Origin of the sequence: Paraburkholderia sp. (assembly GCF_035656215.1) — a bacterium.
In the GTDB taxonomy this organism is placed as follows: domain Bacteria; phylum Pseudomonadota; class Gammaproteobacteria; order Burkholderiales; family Burkholderiaceae; genus Paraburkholderia.
This window is the reverse complement of record NZ_DASRSY010000384.1, coordinates 1-17,667: the sequence shown is the minus strand read 5'-3', so window position 1 is coordinate 17,667 and position 17,667 is coordinate 1. Positions and strand designations below refer to the sequence as shown.

At 61.0% G+C, this 17,667-nt stretch carries 16 protein-coding genes, 1 pseudogene and 1 riboswitch; of the genes and pseudogenes, 13 read left to right on the top strand and 4 right to left on the bottom strand.

The window, feature by feature from the left end; all coding sequences use genetic code 11:
- Positions 1-139 precede the first annotated feature (139 nt).
- Positions 140-850, top strand: a complete 711-nt coding sequence (locus tag VFE81_RS22375) for a lysophospholipid acyltransferase family protein (RefSeq protein ID WP_325046681.1) — start codon at positions 140-142, stop codon at positions 848-850.
- Positions 851-899: 49 nt separating this feature from the next.
- Here the strand turns inward: VFE81_RS22375 and VFE81_RS22370 are convergent, their stop codons facing one another.
- The gene (locus VFE81_RS22370; protein ID WP_325046680.1) at positions 900-1,787 is read right to left on the bottom strand and encodes a LysR family transcriptional regulator; all 888 of its coding nucleotides are present in this window, start codon (positions 1,785-1,787) and stop codon (positions 900-902) included.
- A gap of 97 nt (positions 1,788-1,884) precedes the next feature.
- Between VFE81_RS22370 and VFE81_RS22365 the strand changes: the two genes are divergently transcribed.
- The 10 genes and pseudogenes from VFE81_RS22365 (at position 1,885) to lhpH (ending at position 11,936) form a co-directional block, all read left to right on the top strand.
- Complete coding sequence (locus VFE81_RS22365) at positions 1,885-2,661, top strand: HpcH/HpaI aldolase family protein (protein WP_325046679.1); 777 nt, start codon at positions 1,885-1,887, stop codon at positions 2,659-2,661.
- Positions 2,662-2,683: 22 nt separating this feature from the next.
- Positions 2,684-3,562 carry an amidohydrolase family protein gene (locus VFE81_RS22360; protein ID WP_325046678.1) on the top strand — a complete coding sequence of 293 codons (879 nt, stop codon included), beginning with the start codon at positions 2,684-2,686 and terminating at the stop codon, positions 3,560-3,562.
- A 51-nt stretch (positions 3,563-3,613) separates the two neighbouring features.
- Positions 3,614-4,765, top strand: coding sequence for a DUF5624 domain-containing protein (locus tag VFE81_RS22355; protein WP_325046677.1), 1,152 nt, complete (start codon positions 3,614-3,616; stop codon positions 4,763-4,765).
- A gap of 83 nt (positions 4,766-4,848) precedes the next feature.
- The gene (locus VFE81_RS22350) at positions 4,849-6,168 is read left to right on the top strand and encodes an MFS transporter (protein WP_325046676.1); all 1,320 of its coding nucleotides are present in this window, start codon (positions 4,849-4,851) and stop codon (positions 6,166-6,168) included.
- Positions 6,155-7,261, top strand: coding sequence for a hypothetical protein (locus VFE81_RS22345; RefSeq protein WP_325046675.1), 1,107 nt, complete (start codon positions 6,155-6,157; stop codon positions 7,259-7,261). The genes VFE81_RS22350 and VFE81_RS22345 overlap by 14 nt, the downstream gene beginning before the upstream one ends.
- Before the next feature lie 123 nt (positions 7,262-7,384).
- Positions 7,385-8,491, top strand: coding sequence for a porin (locus tag VFE81_RS22340; protein WP_325046674.1), 1,107 nt, complete (start codon positions 7,385-7,387; stop codon positions 8,489-8,491).
- A gap of 68 nt (positions 8,492-8,559) precedes the next feature.
- Positions 8,560-9,690: a hypothetical protein gene (locus VFE81_RS22335; RefSeq protein WP_325046673.1), complete on the top strand. Its 1,131-nt coding sequence runs from the start codon at positions 8,560-8,562 to the stop codon at positions 9,688-9,690.
- Between the two features lie 133 nt (positions 9,691-9,823).
- Entirely contained in the window at positions 9,824-10,630 is an 807-nt protein-coding gene (locus VFE81_RS22330; RefSeq protein WP_325046672.1) for a hypothetical protein, read from the top strand.
- Between the two features lie 85 nt (positions 10,631-10,715).
- A pseudogene (locus tag VFE81_RS22325) lies at positions 10,716-10,820 on the top strand (peptide-methionine (S)-S-oxide reductase); the annotation flags it as partial.
- A gap of 108 nt (positions 10,821-10,928) precedes the next feature.
- Positions 10,929-11,936 (top strand): trans-3-hydroxy-L-proline dehydratase, encoded by a 1,008-nt coding sequence (gene lhpH, locus VFE81_RS22320; protein ID WP_325046671.1) that lies wholly within the window; start codon positions 10,929-10,931, stop codon positions 11,934-11,936.
- A 97-nt stretch (positions 11,937-12,033) separates the two neighbouring features.
- Here lhpH and VFE81_RS22315 read toward each other — a convergent pair whose 3' ends face one another.
- Entirely contained in the window at positions 12,034-13,599 is a 1,566-nt protein-coding gene (locus VFE81_RS22315) for a tannase/feruloyl esterase family alpha/beta hydrolase (RefSeq protein ID WP_325046670.1), read from the bottom strand.
- Between the two features lie 171 nt (positions 13,600-13,770).
- Between VFE81_RS22315 and VFE81_RS22310 the strand changes: the two genes are divergently transcribed.
- A complete protein-coding gene (locus tag VFE81_RS22310; RefSeq protein ID WP_325046669.1) occupies positions 13,771-14,814 on the top strand; it encodes an alpha/beta hydrolase in 1,044 nt (347 codons plus the stop codon).
- 41 nt (positions 14,815-14,855) lie between these two features.
- Here VFE81_RS22310 and crcB read toward each other — a convergent pair whose 3' ends face one another.
- Positions 14,856-15,236, bottom strand: a complete 381-nt coding sequence (gene crcB, locus VFE81_RS22305; protein WP_325046668.1) for a fluoride efflux transporter CrcB — start codon at positions 15,234-15,236, stop codon at positions 14,856-14,858.
- A 78-nt stretch (positions 15,237-15,314) separates the two neighbouring features.
- A riboswitch (Fluoride riboswitch) is annotated at positions 15,315-15,376 on the bottom strand.
- Between the two features lie 150 nt (positions 15,377-15,526).
- Here crcB and VFE81_RS22300 point away from each other — a divergent pair.
- Entirely contained in the window at positions 15,527-15,874 is a 348-nt protein-coding gene (locus tag VFE81_RS22300; protein WP_325046667.1) for a DUF190 domain-containing protein, read from the top strand.
- Between the two features lie 21 nt (positions 15,875-15,895).
- On the opposite strand, the gene VFE81_RS22295 is transcribed toward VFE81_RS22300, so the two are convergent.
- Entirely contained in the window at positions 15,896-17,098 is a 1,203-nt protein-coding gene (locus VFE81_RS22295) for an ammonium transporter (RefSeq protein WP_325046666.1), read from the bottom strand.
- Between the last annotated feature and the right edge of the window lie 569 nt (positions 17,099-17,667).

Genomic DNA, 17,667 nt, shown 5'->3' with positions numbered 1-17,667 from the left:
AATCATCCACGCCTTGTCGTGCCCGCAGAAGATCGATGGAAGTTCGCTTTCTCTGGTCTGGCGAACGCATCTCTCACGGCATGGTCTCACCTGTCAACGGTGGAATGTTCCACCGCAAACCAATCTGAATCAGGCCCCGATGCGTTCGACTTTCACCAAATGGCTGTTCATCGTCTACGTTCTCGGTAGCGGGACACTGTATTCAATGGCCATACTGCTCCTGTTCCCTTTCGTCGGCAGGGCTGGCAGATACTGGTTGGCAAAACAATGGTGTCGTGCACTGGTGGCGGTGATGCGCTGGCTGCCGGGAGTCTCATGTTCGATAGAAGGGCTTGAACATATTCCTGAAGGGCCAGCGATATTACTGTGTCGTCACGAATCGACCTGGGAGACACTCGCATTTCTTGCGCTCTTTCCACGGCGCATCAGTTTTGTTTTCAAGGACGAGCTTCTTCGCATTCCTTTTTTTGGATGGGTGCTGCGTGGCCTTGACATGGTTAGCCTGAACCGCGGCTCCGCTCGACAGGCTCATCAGGCTGTGACGCAGGAAAGCGCTGAGAGGCTGGCGAAGGGGGATGTCATCGTCATTTTCCCGGAGGGGACCCGGGTGCCACACGATGCCCCGTTGAGGATGACATCGGGAGGCGTTCGACTGGCTTGCGCGACGGGCGTGCCTGCTGTTCCCGTGGTTCTCAACGCGGGCAAAGTCTGGCCGGCGAAAGGCTGGCCCAGCGGCCGCGGACAAATTCGTGTGGTTGTCGGCCCGGCATTCTCTCCTCGGGACCTGTCACAGCAGGAACTGGGGCGAGCCGTCCACGAGTGGATGAAAGATGAACTGGTGCGGCTTTGATACCGTTCCATTGTCGTCACACCCGCGCAGTCGCGGCGTCGCCGCCAGCTTACCGAAGACCCCGCGCCAACTCCACAAACTGCATCGCCCGGGCGTTGGCGTCCCCATGGCGGTGAGCGATGTATAGCGTAGTAATGGTGTCGGTCTCGTCCAGATGTCTGAACACAACCCCCGGCACTGCGATGGTCTGCAGCGTGGACGGCACGAGCGCAATACCGAGACCGGTGGCGGTCAGTCCGATCAGGGTGGAAGCCTGTTGGGCCTCCTGGACGACCTGAGGTTCGAATCCACGCTTCGCGCACAACGCGATAATCTTTTCGTGGACCGCGACGCCCGCTTGCCGCGGATAGGCGATGAACGGTTCGTCACGTAAATCCGTCAGCTTGATCGATGGAGCATTGGCGAGCCGATGCCGCGCATGCATGGCGAGCATTAGCGGCTCTTCCATCAGCGGCGTGAACACCAGATCCGTGGGTGGTGCGCTTTCAGGCATCCGCAGCAAACCGACGTCAATTTCGCGCTGCTCGATCGCCTCGATCTGCCGGGACGACGACAGCTCCAGCAGCGTGATGTTGACCTTCGGACGCTGCGTCCGGTACGCGTGAATCAGCCTCGGGAAAAACGGCGACAGCGTCGAAGCGTTGGTAAAGCCGACCCGCAAACGCCCAACCTCGCCGCTGACGGTCTCCCAGACGCTTTCCTTCGCGTGTTCGATCCGCGCGAGGATCGCCCGTGCGTCCTCCAGCAACGCGAGCCCCGCCTCGGTCAGCGCGACAGTGCGGCGCGTGCGGTGGAAGAGCCGCGCGCCCAGTTCCGCCTCCAGCGACTGGATCGCAAGGCTTAGCGGGGCCTGCGTAATGCCCAGCCGCTCAGCGCTGCGGCGGAAGTGCAGCTCCTGCGCCAGCACCACGAAAAATTCCAGATGACGGATATTCATTGATTTGCTCTGTAAATCAATAAGCTTGATCTGGAGAATAAATCAAAACTGTTTCCGGGGCGATACTGTCTTCCACCAACACAACGACGGAGACAGCATGAACGGTGCGGAACTGGTCGAACGCCTGCGAGCGCGACACAAGATCATTGCGCTGGGAATTCGCGCCTCGCGCACGACGGATGCAGTCCGCTGGGCCAAAGCGGCCGGCTACGACACGATCTGGGTGGATATGGAACACAGCTCGATCCCCGTCGATACCGTGTCGCAACTATGCTCATGCGCGGTCGACCTTGGCCTGATGCCGTGGGTGCGCGTGCCCGAACGCGATTACGGCACCATCAACCGCGTGCTGGATGGCGGCGCGCTCGGCATTATCGTGCCGCGCGTCGAGACCGCCGAGCAGGCGCGCGACGCGGTGATCGCCACGCGCTTTCCGCCGCTCGGCCAGCGTTCGCAACTGGCGACGCTGCCCTACGTCAACTTCGAGAAACTTCCCGCTCGCGAACTCAACCGGCGTCTGAACGAGGCGACCGTGCTCAAGGTACTGATCGAAAGCCGTGCCGGCGTCGAAGCCGCTGATGCGATTGCGGCGATCGAAGGTGTCGACGTGCTCGCGCTAGGTTGCAACGATCTCTCCGCCGATCTGGGCCACACCGGCGAATCGGCGCATCCCGAGGTCGTGGCTGCGTGCCGCAAGGTGATCGCGGCCGCGCAGCGGCACGGCAAGGTGGTGATCGTGGGCGGCATGCCGGAGTGCGAGGCGCTCAACGAATTGCGCCGCGAGGGCGCCGCGCCGTTTGTCTTCGCCGGTATCGACAGCGATGTTTATCTGGCCGCGCTGCGCGAGCGCGTCGAGCAGGCACGTCAACTTTAATTCGAACTTTTACTATCAGATCATGGCAGAAACCCCGCTGATTTCCACGCCGATGCGTGACTACGAAACCCTGTCGCGCCCGTCGTTCACGATGCCGCCGCTCGCTTGCGACGCGCACATGCACGTGTTCGGCCCCGAGGACAAATACCCGAAAGTCGAACATCCGCACTACACGCTGCCGGACGGCAAGCTCTCCCACTACCTGCAGATGATGAGCGTGCTGCACCTGAAGCGTTTCGTGATCGTCCAGCCGAGTTTTTACGGCACGGACAACCGTTGTCTGATCGACGCGCTGCACGTGGCGGGTTCGATCGCGCGCGGTGTCGTGATGATCGAGGAGGGCACGGACGCGGCGACGCTCGACAGCTTCTATCAGTCGGGTGTTCGCGCAGTGCGCCTCGATCTGTTTGCGCGTTCCGGACTGCCGACCGCCGAGATCCAGCAGTACATCACGCGCATGGCCCGCTTGTGCTCGAGCCTCGGCTGGCACGTGCAGTTCTATGCGCCGGGCTGGGTCGTGCGCAATCTGATTCCGTTTCTCGCCGACGTACAGACCGATTTCGTCATCGATCACATGGGCTACATGCTCGAAGAAGATGGCCTCACGCAAGCGGATTTCGACCGTCTCCTCAGCTTGCTGAAAGACGGCAACTGTTGGCTCAAACTCAGTGCGCCGTACCGGATCGCCAGGCATCGCGGCTATAAAGCGGTGGCGCCGATGGCCGAAGCAATCATCAAGGCCGCGCCGCAGAAAGTGATCTGGGGTTCGGACTGGCCGCACATTCCCGATTCGACACGCGACACCGGCGAATTGCTGAACCTGCTCGGCGCGTGGACCGACGGTCCGGCTGTGCACAAGATGATCCTGTCCGACAACCCCGCGCGCCTGTTCGATTACTGAGCGACAGGTTGAGCGACAACTGAACGATTATTGAGGCAATACCCACCCACTATGCCCTACCAACCCAACGCAGCGTTTGCCGGTCTCTTTCGCGCGTTCACGTCGGACCCGCAGAGTATCGGCGCGCATCTGACAGAGCAGATGGCGCAGCAGCAGGCGGACGATCCATTGCTGGTGTCGACCGGCAGCGATATCGTGCTGTTTCCCGGCGCGGGGCGTGCGCCGACGATCGAGAGCTTTCGCAAATCGACGCGTGGCTTCATCGAGTTGACGGCGGTATCGCATCTGCCGCTGGCGCTGGCTTACCTTGCGCGGATGCGTGAACTTTCGCCGCACGACGGCGCGTGGCAACGCGACGCGTCGAACCTGCGTGCCCATGCGCAGGAAACCCGCGCGGCGAACTCGCTTGCGCTCTGGCGCGATCACGTCGCGGTCGAGAGTTTCGCGGGCCACGAGCAGAAGATTGCCGATCTCGTCGACTACACCTGCGGCGTGACGATCGATCTGCTCGATCGGGCCGAGCAAGATCATTCGCTGCTGACCTTCGCGCGCCTGAACGACGAGTACTTTGCCGCGCCACGTACGAACGCGTTTCCTGTGCCGATGAACGACGTGATGTTCGCGACCTTCGGGCTGGCGTTTCTCGACATCGTCTACCGCATCGGCAACTGGTTGCGCGCGCAGGCACTCGACTGGAACCGCTTGATGGTGCTTGTCAGCGGCCGCTCGGGCCGGCCGACTGCCGGTGTGACGTGGGCGTCGAACAACATGTGCTATCTGGTGTGGTGCGCGTCGAATCGCGTGTTGGTGCCGGAACGCGTGTTCGTCGCGCCGCACGCGCCGTCGTTCTCGGTCGCCGAATTGCCGGACGCCGCGGGTCTCGCGGAACTGGAACGCACGTATCGGGCGTTGTGGCTCAACACCCGTTCGAGTATCGATGTCGCGCGTTCGCTGTTTCCCGGGCAGCAACCGTATCAGTTCGATCCGGCACCGGCTGACGGCATGCCGCCCATCAAGTCGGTTGACGATCACGATGCGACCGCTGCGCGCCTGCGCCGCATCATGGAAGATCCGACGCAACTGCTGTCCAACTGCGTCGCTGATTACATCGTCGATCAGTTGTATCGCAACGGCAATCGGCCGCAAAAGGTTGAGATTCCTGGTTTTACGAATGTGACTTTTCCGAGCGCCGTGCAATCGTAGCAGCGGCCACCGGACTAACACCCGCGCGCAAGGGCATCCGCGCGGGTCATAAAAAAACGCCCTTGATGAAGGAGACAGGCTTCATGAACTCACTTGCACAAGAACCGTCGGCGGGTTCGCCGGTCAGCAACGTGCTGCGCATCACACTGGTGTGTTTCGCGGTGTCGATGATCGATGGCTTCGACACGCTGATGTTGTCGTTCGTCGCACCGTTGCTGGCGAAGTCGTTGCAGATCGATCACGCAACACTGGGGCGCGTATTTGGCGCCGGCTTCATCGGCACGGTGCTCGGCTCGCTGATTGTCGGGCCGCTGGCAGACCGTTTCGGTCGACGCCCGATGCTGCTGCTGGCGCTCGCCGTAACGGGCATTTTCACGCTTGGTTGTGCTTTTTCCACCTCGGCAACGATGCTGGCCGCGCTCCGCTTTATCGGCGGCCTCGGCATGGGCGGAGCAATTCCGCCGGTTGCGGCAATCACGGCGGAGAGCAGTTCGCCGCAACGCCGCTCTTCGCTGGTGATTCTGATGTTCATCGGCTTTCCGCTCGGCGCGGTGGTGGGCGGCGCGATCACCGCGGCGCTGATGGTGCGCTTCGGCTGGCCGTTCGTGTTTCTGATGGGCGGCACATTTGCGTTGCTTGCGCTGATCCCGGTGCTGCTCGTGATTCCGGCGCAAACCGTCAGCCGCGCTGAACGAGCAGCCGCGCGGCAGCACGCGGCGGCGCGCGGTCTGAACGTAGTCGGCAGCATGTTCACTGGCGGCCGGCTCCCGGCGACGCTGGCGCTGTGGGTTAGCGTGTTGTCGAGCATGATCCTGTCGGGCTTCCTCGTCAGCTTCATGCCGACCATTCTCAACATGAACGGTGTCGAACCGGGGCGGGCCGCACTCGGTTCGGTGTTGCTCAATTTGGGGGCTATCGGCGGCGCGCTGGTGATTTCGACCCTGGTCGGCAAACGTGGTCCATTTATGCCGGTGGCAATTTCCTTTCTGGGCGGCGCGGCGTTGACGGTGGCCCTGGGCCAGATCATCGGTGCGGGGAATATCGCGCTCGCGATGCTGTTTGCAGTCGGCGCGTTTCTGGTCGGCGGGCAGTTGACGTTTCCGGCGATTGCCAGCTATCTCTTTCCCGCCAACGTGCGCGCGGCCGGTGTCGGTTGGACGTTGGCGGTCGGACGCATCGGTTCGATCGTCGGGCCGGTGGTCGGCGGCATGCTTCTTTCGCAGCATCTGTCGTTCGAAACACTTTTCATACTGGCGGCGATTCTCGCGGTAGGCGCCGCGCTGGGCCTGTGTCTTGCCAATGTGCTGCGGCCGCGCGAGAAAGAGGGTGGCGAGGTCACGCCGACTGCATCGTTTGCGATCACGGGTTCGGAGTTAGGAGAAGCGGGAAATGGCAAAAACTGAATTGGGCGCGGGGCTGCTGACGACGCTGCAGCAACTGCCCACCAGCGGCGCGCGTGCAGTTGAAGTCTTTGTGACGGACGAGGGCACCTTTCTCGGCGTGCCACAACTCGCGCGCGATGTGCCGGGTGAGGCGCCCTACATGAACGGTGGCGACAGTGACATCGAAGCGCCGATCTACCGCTGGCAGGACGGCCGTTTCATCGAGCATGAAGCGCTGTCATTGCCGGGTGGCGAAGACCTCGAGTACTTCGAGATCGACGGCCGGCGCTTTCTCGCGGCGGCCGGCATTCGCAGCGGCAAGGGCCCGTACGATCTCGATACCGACGCTGTCGTGTATGAACGCGTCGTCGACGCATGGGTGCCATTGCAAAGCTTTCCAGTATTCGCGGCGAAACAGTGGTCTGCCTTTTCGTTCGACTCGCGTCATTTCCTCGCCTTGGCGCAAGGCGTGGTGGTCGACGGTGTCGTGCCGAAACATCCACGCGAATCGTGCCTGTTCGAATGGAATGGCGAACGCTTCGTGCCACTTCAGACTTTCAATGGACGGTGGGGCTACAACTTCGCGTTCGTGTCGTTCGGTGGCGAGCACTATCTCGCGTATGCGGACCATGTCAGTGGATCGTCGGTGAGTCGCTGGGATGGCGAGAAGTTTGTGCCGCTGCAAACGTTCGACGAAAACGGCGGTCGTGCATTCCGCTTTTTCGAAGCAGAGGGCGCGTTATGGATGATCCACGCGAACCTGATCAAACACACCACGCTTTATCGTTTCGACGGTGCACAGTTTGTCGATATGCAGATGCTGGGCGGCCCGGGTGGGCGCGAGCTATGTCTGATCGACGGCAAAGAGGGGCGCTATCTGGTGCGCGTGTGCTTTATCACCGGCACGCCTAAAGCACCGGTTGTCATGCCGCAATCAGAAATTTTCCAGTGGCGGGATGCGCGCTTCGAACGGGTGGGTGAGTTCGCGACGTCCGGCGCAACCGACGCCACCAGCTTCGTCGACAACGGTCAGCACTATCTGGTAGTCAGCAACAGCCTGAGCGACGAGATCCGTTTTCGCACTGATTCCACGTTATACCGGTTCGACGGTTAGCGGCTAGACCCCGATATCAGTTGCTCCCGGCGGCCCGCCGGGCAGTTCCACACAGGAACAGATTTCCCTCTTGCGAGGGAGGGCACCGTTTTGCCTCAAAAAAATAAATTGTGGAGACGATGAATGAATAAGCTCGCCCTGAGTGCAGCAACGTTGTTTGCGTTAATGAGCCAGGCTGTCCACGCTCAAAGCACCCTCACGCTGTACGGCAGAATCGACGAAGGTCTGACGTTCGTGGACAACGAGGGAGGCGGTCACAACACGAAGCTTGATAGTGGTGTGCTGTACCCGAACATATGGGGCCTCGCCGGTCACGAGGATCTAGGTGGCGGTAACACGGTGGTGTTCAAGCTTGAAGGTCTGTTCGATCTGAACAGCGGGAAAATGCTTCCCGCCAATACGGAATTCGCGCACCAGGCCTTGATTGGCCTGGAGACGGATTACGGCAGGATCACCATGGGTTACCAGTACGACATGGCCTTCGATTTTTTCAACCAGTTCAACGTTAGCGCGCTCGGCAGTGGCTATGCGGTCCATCAAGGGGACTTCGACCACACCAACAACGACCGGATGCCAAACTCCGTCAAATACACCAGCCCGACCATCAAAGGATTCCAGTTCGCCGCGATGTATGGCTTCAGTAATACGGCGGGAAACTTCCATAACGGCAGCGCGTGGAGCGTGGGCGGACAGTACGCAAACGGACCCCTGACGATCGGCGCGGACTATACGTTCGAGGCCACGCCGACGCTGGACCCATACGCGCAGATCGGTTTGCGCACCTTCTTTGGCGTACCGACCGTGACGGGAACCGGCAATTCGGCCACCGACCTCCAGCCGGCCTTCACGCTCCATTCGCTGGCCACGTTCGGCATCGGCGCTTCGTATGCGATCGGCGATTTCACCCTTTACGGCAACTTTACCGACACGACGCTGAAGTACCAGGGCGAGGCCTCCGTGATGCACGTCTATGAGGGTGGGGCGACGTATCAGGCTAACCCTTTTTTGCAGTTTGTCGTCGGCTACCAGCACACCGGTTTTCAGGGCTACAAATGGAATCAGGTGACGGCAGCGGCTAACTATGCCCTCTCCAAGAGAACGCAGATCTATATCTCGTCGGACTACGTGAAAGCATCGGCCGGCGTCGATGCAGTTCTCGGCGAGGCATTTGCGCCGTCGTCGACGGGTCAGCAAGCCGACGTTCGCATCGGTATCGTCCACTCCTTTTAATTGCGTCGATTGTCGGATTCAGCCGTGACGCGTCTTGAAACCTTAACAACTGATGGAGAAGTCAACAAATGAAACGAGCATATGCCGGGATGGTGGTTGCAGGGACGATGGTGTTTGGCGTTTGCGTCTGGGGTGCCGAATCGGCGGACAGTCTGCCGAAGTGGACCGCTAATATCCCGATCAAAGTGGCGACACACTTTGCCTTCGACACAAGCGCGACCGCAGACGGAAAGTACTACCTCGCCGACGGATCGAACGTTGCACTAGACGTATTCGACGCCAGGACCATGACGCTGCTTGCGCAGATTCCCGGGGATTTTGCCGGCGTTGGCAAGAGCTTCGATACCTCCGCGCCGGCGGGTGTGACGCCGGTCCCGGGCACGTCGTTGGTCTACGTGGGAGACGTCAATTCGGTCAAGCTGATCGACGTGTCGGAAAAGAAGCTGGTCAAGACGATCGCGGTCAGTACGTCAGGGATTCGCGCCGACGAAGGTTGCCTCGACCCGGAGCACCACCTCGTGATGTACTCGAGCGGCGGCGAAAAGCCACCGTTTGCGACCTTCATCGATACCCAGACTCAAGCGGTCGTCGGCAAACTTTCTCTCGCTGACTCCACTGGTCTCGAAGCGTGCGCGTACGACCCGAAGAACAGGAACTTCATGTTGAACAACGATGGAACGAAGGCGAATCCGAAAGGCGAAGCCGATGTCATTCCTGTTGCGTCCGTTCTTGCAGGAAAGCCCGCCGTTTCGAAGGTATTTGCGCTCAAAGGGTGCGACGCGCCAACCGGCATCGCAATCGGACCGGGCAACGATGCGCTGATTGGGTGCGATCCCGATGAGGGGGGCAAGCAGTTGACGTTGATCATCGATCGCAGCAACGGCAAGACACTTGCCGAATTGCCGTTCGGCGGTGCAGACCAGGTCACCTATGACCCGGTTTCGAAGCGCTATTTCCTTCCCGCTGGCCACCACTCTGCTGACGGCATTTCTCAGGTCGGCCGGAAAGACGCGAAATTCGACTCGGCGCTCGGCGTCGTCGACGCGACCACACGGCACTTCCTTGGTAGCGTCCCCGCCGGAATTCACGCGCACTCGGTCGCGGTAGATGGTGAGTTGCACCGGGTGTTCGTGCCGCACGCGGGCGGCGCGTCGGCTGAATTTTCCAGCCCAGGCGTATCGGTATTTGCCACGCAGTAAGCGCGTACCCGGCAAAGGCTGCCCGCTCTCCATTCAGGGGGGCGTGGTCTTCCGATCAGCCTGAAGGAGTTGCACCCGCTATGTGCCGTCTTGTTGATATACGCGTCAAGACACCTGACAAAGGAACCATGTGATGACCAGCATTCAAGATTCAGATCGGTGTCGCGAGACCGATCCAGCCAGTAAAGTCCCTCAGATCACCTTGATGTTCTGGGCAGTCAAGATTCTCGCGACTACGGTTGGCGAGACCGGCGGCGACGCCCTTTCGATGACGTTGAAACTCGGTTATGCGATGAGCAGCATCATCCTCCTCGCATTTTTCTTCGTCACATTGACGGCCCAGATCGCGTCTAAACGGTATCACCCCTTCGTCTATTGGCTCGTGGTGGTCGCCACAACGACCGTCGGTACGACGACTTCGGATTACCTTGATCGCACCGTCGGCCTTGGTTACGTGAAATCATCCGTCATGCTGTTTTGCGGTGTTCTGCTGATCCTTTACATCTGGCGCCGCGTCGTCGGAAGGGTCGAGTTCGAGAACATTGCGACGCGTAAGGAAGAAGTTTTTTACTGGCTCACGATTCTGGTTTCCAACACGCTCGGGACTGCACTTGGCGACTTCGTCGCAACCAGTGCAGGACTGGGATTCGACGGCGGCGCGCTGGTGTTCGCCGGCCTGATCGTCGTCGTGGCCGCGGCGCACTTCTGGCTAAAGAAGGTCCCGCCCAGTGCGCTTTTCTGGATTGCGTACATCCTCACTCGCCCCCTTGGCGCCACCCTCGGCGATACGCTCACCAAACCCTATAGCGAAGGTGGGCTGGAACTGGGCCGAATCACTTCTTCGCTGGTCATTGCGGCGGTCATGGTCGTGGGAATCATCTTGATGTCGAGAAGTCAGCAACGGCGTGCCGTTCGATCGGGCCAGGCCCTGTTGGACTGAGTCAATAACAAACGCCCGGATAGCGGAAGTGCTGGATGGTCCGCACGGCGTACCCGTCAGCGAACAGATATTCCCCTTGGGTGACTACCCGTACATCGCGATTAACGATCTGCCGAAGGTGAGCGAACTGAAGCGGCTGTTTCCCGATCTGTATCGCAACGATCCGGTGTTGCTGAAAGTGAGTGGCTAGTTTCTCGCACGAAAGAGGGAGACAATTGCGCGAGCCCGTCGCAGCATAACTCACGCCGCACGGCATCCATAATGACGCGCCGATATCACGCAGAGGAGGGAGAGGAATATGCAGGTCAGCCGCACAATCAGCACCGTCGAAGTCCACACCGGCGGCGAGCCGTTCCGGATCGTCACGTCGGGCCTTCCGCGCCTGCAAGGCAACACGATCGTGGAGCGCCGTGCCTGGGTACGTGAACATGCGGACAATATTCGCCAGGCCCTGATGTTCGAACCCCGCGGACACGCGGACATGTACGGGGGTTATCTCACGCCGCCCGTGTCACTCACGGCTGATTTCGGCGTCATCTTCCTGCACAACGAAGGATATAGCGACCACTGCGGACATGGCGTGATCGCACTGGCAACGGCCGCGGTGGAGCTCGGCTGGGTGCAGCGCGAATCGCCCGAGACGCGTGTCGGTATCGACGCACCGTGTGGTTTTATCGAAGCATTCGTCAAGTGGGACGGCATGCACGCGAACGGGGTGCGATTCATTAACGTACCCTCGTTCATTTACAGGCGCGACGTGAGCGTCGAGACGCCGACCTACGGGACGGTGACCGGCGACATCGCATTCGGCGGGGCGTTCTATTTCTACACAGACGGCGCGCCGCACGGCCTCGCCATTCGTGAGTCGTCGGTCGATGCGCTCAAACAATTCGGTGCGGAAGTCAAGATTGCCGCCAATCAGGCGTTTCCGCTCGTGCACCCGGAGATTCCGGAAATCAATCATATCTACGGCACGATCATTCACGGCGCGCCAAGATTTCCCGAATCGACTCAGGCGAACTGTTGCATTTTCGCGGACCGGGAGGTGGACCGTTCGCCGACGGGATCGGGCACGGCGGGCCGTGTGGCGCAACTCTATCTGCGTGGCGAGATCGGTCGGGACGACGTACTCGTGAATGAATCGGTGATTGGCACCGTGTTTCGCGCACGTGTTGTAGCTGAAACGCAACTCGGCATGTTCCCGGCCGTGATCCCCGAGATCGAAGGTTCAGCCCATGTGTGCGGATTCGCCAACTGGATCATCGACGAGCGCGATCCACTCAAGTATGGATTCCTGGTACGTTGAGTGGGGCTCGCGCTCGGCGAGATGTGCTGGCATCGTCGCGTTCCACAGTCCCTTCGTGTGGGCCGTCAGCGGCAGCAGGCAAACGGTCGTTGCGCTTTTAACTGCTTGCGCAGCTATAGCTGGCTGCCTGATTGATGTCTCCCGCGTTGTAGTGCGGCACCAGGGGATACGGGCAGTCAGGCAGCGTGGCTGTCACGTTGCCGTTCGTGTCGAGTTTGGTCATAGTCAGTTGACCCGGCGCGACGCCTTGCTCAACCCAGGCGATCATCGGGCCAATGTAGTCGAACTGATCCGGTCCATTGCCGCCTTCGACGTGACCCACACCAGCCTCACGATAGAACCGCGCGTTACTGGCCGCCGATCCCGCGAGTTGCGTCATTGCCAGCCAGTTGCGGATATGGTCGCGAGCCGACAGCAGCGGGTCGGCGCCGCCGTGGAACGAGATCAGCTTCTTGCCCGAAGCCAGATATTGGGCGATAGCCTGAAGGCTGTGATCGGCTCCTGCGCTTTGCAGACCTGCGGCGATGACCGGATAGGCGCTGTCGACGTTAAAGGTTGCCTGCAAACTTCCTGCGGCAGTTGCCGGGAAGAGCCAATTGCCGTTACCTGTCGCGATCCCGGCGAATCCGCCTCCGAGCGTGGCATACGCGCCGACACCGACCGAGCTGCCGAAGTCGGCCCAGTAGTAACCGGAATAGAGCAGCGTTCCGCTACCTGTATCCAGCGCCCCGATCTCTTGCCTGACCGTCTGCAATTGGGCCGGTGTGAGGCAGGTCGCTGCTGGCGCGCCAGCGGTTCCGCATTGAAGTGGAGCGGGATCGTAGGTGCAGGCGTCGGGGTTCAGTATCACGCCGTTTGCGTTCCCGCATTGTTGCAACGCTGCCTGATAGGCTGCCGTCCATTGCGCGCTGCTGGGCATGGCGGGCGTCCCGACCTTGGAAGCCATGTTCAGCCATGCCATGGTTTGCGTCGCCATATTCATTGTTTCGGAGCCGGCGATGATGCCGTCGTAATCGCCTGGCCAATCCTGCGCGACGAGGTAAGCGTTGCGGCCGCCGTTCGATGCGCCTTCGAAGTAGGTGTACTTGAGTGCCTGACCGTAGAAGGCGGTAATCACCGCTTTGGCAAAATGTACAGTGGTGCCGAGCGCGGCGTACGAGTAGTCCTGTTTTTGGGTCGCATCGGTGATGAAATCGGCAGGATTACCGTCCCGGTTGCCACCGTTTGAAGCCGTGAAAGCCATGCCGCGTTGCAACGGTCTGGTGAGAGGGTAAGTGAGGTTGACAGATTCGATGGTTGGAATGGATCCGTCGAAACCGCCCCCGCCCTGGTGGAATAACCGGTTTGCATAGTTATCCGGAAGATCGACCTCGATGTCGAGCGTGGTGCCGTGAGCGCCGGTCGCGTTAACCTTGCAGTAGGCAGGAACGTTGCCGCTCGCCTCGGTGCGCTTCGTGGCCGTAATCTGGATTCCACCGATGGTTTGGCCGTTGAGCGAGGTGCATTTGGAGGCGTTAGTCTCGGCGACAGTGGGAGGTGTCACGCCGTCACTTCCACACGCAGCGACAAATACGCTGCAAAGACTGGCGATGCCCCATACCAAACAAGACTCGGTGATCCGCCTGCGCGCGCCGTCCAAGTGCCTGACATTCTGATTTGCCATTCATATCTCCTGGTTGAGGACAAAGCTTTTATTTTTATTAATTAACCGACCGGACGGTTTGGTAAGTGAGGTGCAGCATAAGTTGTCCGAAATCGCTCGGATAGCGACGTTAACCCTGGAGAATCAGCGAAGATTGGATTGGCGCGGGGCGCGGAGGGCGCTCGCGAAGTGGTGGGCGTCGCGCTGTTGATAGACTGGGGGCTCGCATTCCAGCTGCGGCCCAAAAATGCAAACCTTGATGGCGGGTACTACATGATGCGAATCGAGACAGGGGATTTTTCCACCAACGGGATCGCGCTACGAGCCGACATCGCCGGCAGCGGTATGCCGGTCCTGCTCTGCCACGGATTCCCTGAATCGCGGCATTCCTGGCGCCATCAGGTGCCGGCGCTCGCCGAGGCGGGATATCGTGTGATCGCGCCCGATATGCGGGGCTATGGCGGCAGCAGCGCCCCGGAAGCGATCGACGACTTTACGATTCTGCATCTGGTGGGCGACATGGTCGGCTTGCTCGATACGCTCGGGCATCCGAAAGCAGTGATCGTCGGTCATGACTGGGGCGCGGTCGTGGCCTGGACGGCAGCCATGTTGCGGCCTGACCGGTTTATCGGCGTCGCAGGACTGTCGGTTCCGTTCATCCCTCGCACTTCTTCTCCGCCGCTCGCGACCCTGCGTCGCCTGGGGCGGGAGCGCTTTTACTGGCTCTGGTTCGAACCGCGGGGCCGCGCCGAGGCGGAACTTGACGAGGATCCGGCGGAAAGCCTCCGCCGCATTTACTGGGGCCTCTCTGGCGCCGCGCCCGATCCGCTCTGGAACGGTATGGTCGCCGAGAGTGGATTTCTTGCTACTTTCCCGGCGCCTTCCGGTCTGCCGGATTGGCTGACGCTGGAGGACCTTAGCCTGCAAACCGCGGCTTTCGCCCGTGGCTTTCGTGCGCCGCTCGACTGGTATCGCAATCTTGATCGGAACTGGGGCTTGCTCGGCGCTTTTGCCGGCGAACGCATCACACAACCGGCGATGTTTCTCGCGGGCGCGCGGGACCCTGTGTTGAATTGGCGACGTGACGCCTATGCGACCCATTCGGAGAACTTGCCGGGCCTTGTCTCCAGCGCACTGCTCCCTGGCATCGGCCATTGGATACAGCAGGAGGCACCGGACGCGGTGACGGCAGCGCTCCTCGACTTCCTGCGGACATTCAATGCATCGGACTGCTAGCCGATCGGTTGGGCATCGACTGACGCATCCCGCTTCGTTTTTCAGCGCGCCAGCAACGAAACGGTTGCGATGCCCAGGATGGTCATCACGAGCGACGCGCCCACATGAATGACGATCTCACTGGCCGCCCAGCCGAGCCGTCCGTCCTGCAAGCGCTGCACGACTTCCGCTGAGAAGGTCGAGAAAGTCGAGAGACCGCCCATCAGGCCCGTGATGACGAAGAGCCGCCATTCGGGCGCGATCTGCGGCGCCCGCGCGAATCCCGCGACCGCGACGCCGATGACGTAACCGGCGATCACGTTGGCGGCGAATGTGCCGAGCGGCAAGCCGGCGAACAGGCCGTTCAGGCGGATACCGAGGAACCAGCGGAACAGCGAGCCGAGTGCACCACCGATGCCGACGGCGAGAATGGACCAATACATGAAAATTGCCCTGGCGAAGCGAAAAGGTCGACAAACCGGGCTGATGGGGACGCGCGATGCCGCGTCCGTCGTCATCCGGGCGAAGCAGGCATCATCAGCCACAAGGGCGGTTAAGGGAGAATGCCATCTCCAGCGCGCAAGTCTAGCATCGGCGGCCCCATTGGGGGACAGGTGGGCGCTTCTGGGACGCGAGCGCGTGCGGTCTGCGTGACGTGGGGGCGCGACCTACAATAAAAAGAGGACCAGCGAGTGTTTGCTGTGGGTTGACTGCGGCTGCGCGGGAGGCCGAGATGATGAAGGGATACCAGCTCACGTTTTATACCGAGCAGAACAGGCGCCATCACCATCAATTGGTCGTGGACTGGTTGCTGTCGATCGCGAAGCACGCCGGCATTCATGGCGCGACCGTCGTGGCGGCGTCCGAAGGCATCGGCCACGCGGGCGGGCGGCATGCCGCGCGCTTCTTCGAACTGGCGGATCAGCCCCAGCAGGTGATCTTCGCGGTCACCGAGGCGGAGGCGGAAACGTTGATCGAGGCGGTGCGGCAGGGCAGCGTGCCGGTGTTCTTCACGCGTTGCCCGATCGAATTCGGCATGCTCGGCGGGCAACCGGACGCGAAACATCCGGCGCGCCGCTAGCGGTGTTTTGCGGCGAATGTGTCAGCCGACGCTTTCGCGTTCCGGCGTCGCCGAAATCTTGTGGATCGACAGGTCCGCGCCGTTGTACTCGTCCTCCTGGTCGAGCCGCAAGCCCACCGTCATGCGAATGCCCCCGTACACGAGCGTACCGCCGAGCGTCGCCACCACGATGCCGCCCAGCGTGCCGACCACTTGCGCGCCGAACGATACGCCGCCGAGGCCGCCGAGCGCATGCAGACCGAAGATGCCGGCCGCGATGCCGCCCCACGCGCCGCACAGACCATGCAACGGCCACACGCCGAGCACGTCGTCGATGCGCCAGCGGTTCTGCACGCAGGTGAACATGGTGACGAACAGCACGCCCGCAATGCCGCCCGTCACCAGCGCGCCGAGCGGATGCATCACGTCGGAGCCGGCGCATACCGCAACCAGCCCGGCGAGCGGGCCGTTATACGTGAAGCCGGGGTCATTGCGACCCGCGAGCCACGCAGTCAGCGTGCCGCCGACCATCGCCATCAGCGAATTGACCGCCACGAGGCCGCTGATCTTGTCGATGGTCTGCGCGCTCATCACGTTAAAGCCGAACCAGCCGACCGCCAGCACCCATGCGCCCAGCGCGAGAAACGGAATATTCGACGGCGGATGCGCGGCGATACCGCCGTCGCGGTGATAGCGGCCGTGGCGCGCGCCGAGCAGCAGCACGGCCGGCAACGCGACCCAGCCGCCGAACGCATGCACCACCACTGAGCCGGCGAAGTCGTGAAACGGCACCCCGAACACCTGGGTGATCCAGTTCTGAATGCCGAAGCGGCCGTTCCACACGATCCCTTCGAAGAACGGATAGATGAACCCGACCAGCACGAAAGTGGCAAACAGCTGCGGATTGAATTTCGAGCGCTCGGCGATGCCGCCCGACACGATCGCGGGAATCGCCGCCGCGAAGGTCAGCAGGAAGAAGAAGCGCACCAGCGCATAGCCATTGTGCGCAGCCAGCGACTCGGCGCTGCCGAAGAACTGCACGCCATAGGCGATCGTGTAGCCGATGAAGAAATACGCGATCGTCGAGACCGAGAAGTCCACCAGAATCTTGACCAGCGCATTGACCTGATTCTTTTTGCGCACCGTGCCGAGTTCGAGAAACGCAAACCCCGCATGCATGGCCAGCACCATCGCGGCACCTAGCAAAAGGAACAGGGTGTCGGTGCCGGTTTTCAGACTTTCCATCGATGTGTCCCGCTTATGCCAAAAAAACGGGCATTGAATGCAAGAAGCGGGCCAAACTTGTGCCGGAAAGCGTCGATCAGGTGCAAAGCCGCACCGGGATGGGTTTCGTGTCAGTCGCTGTCGATCGAGCCACGCGCCAGGCCTTGCACCGCTAACAGCAATGAAAGCACAATAAAAGTGCACGTCGGTTCCATGACGGACGCCGTGATCCAAACATGGGCAAAATATTCGATTTGATTTACGTTTAATTCAAAAGCCTGACGGTGTATGCGCATTGGCAGCACAGGGGGCTGAATTTGGCGGAAGAAGTCTGGTCCGTGGCGTGTCGTCTTTGTCTTCCTGCCCAAACGCCGACATAATGTGCCGTCCCGTGCACGATCTGCCGGCCATCGACCTCCAATGCGTACGCATGAGACTGACCACTAAAGGCCTGTTGCTGATCGCGATTCCGGCCCTCCTCGAACTGGCGCTGCTGTCCGGACTGGTCAAGGCGCAGTCCGACGCGACGCAAGCGGAGCAGTGGGCCATCCATAGCGAAGACGTGCTGCGCCAGACCACCGCGATTCTCG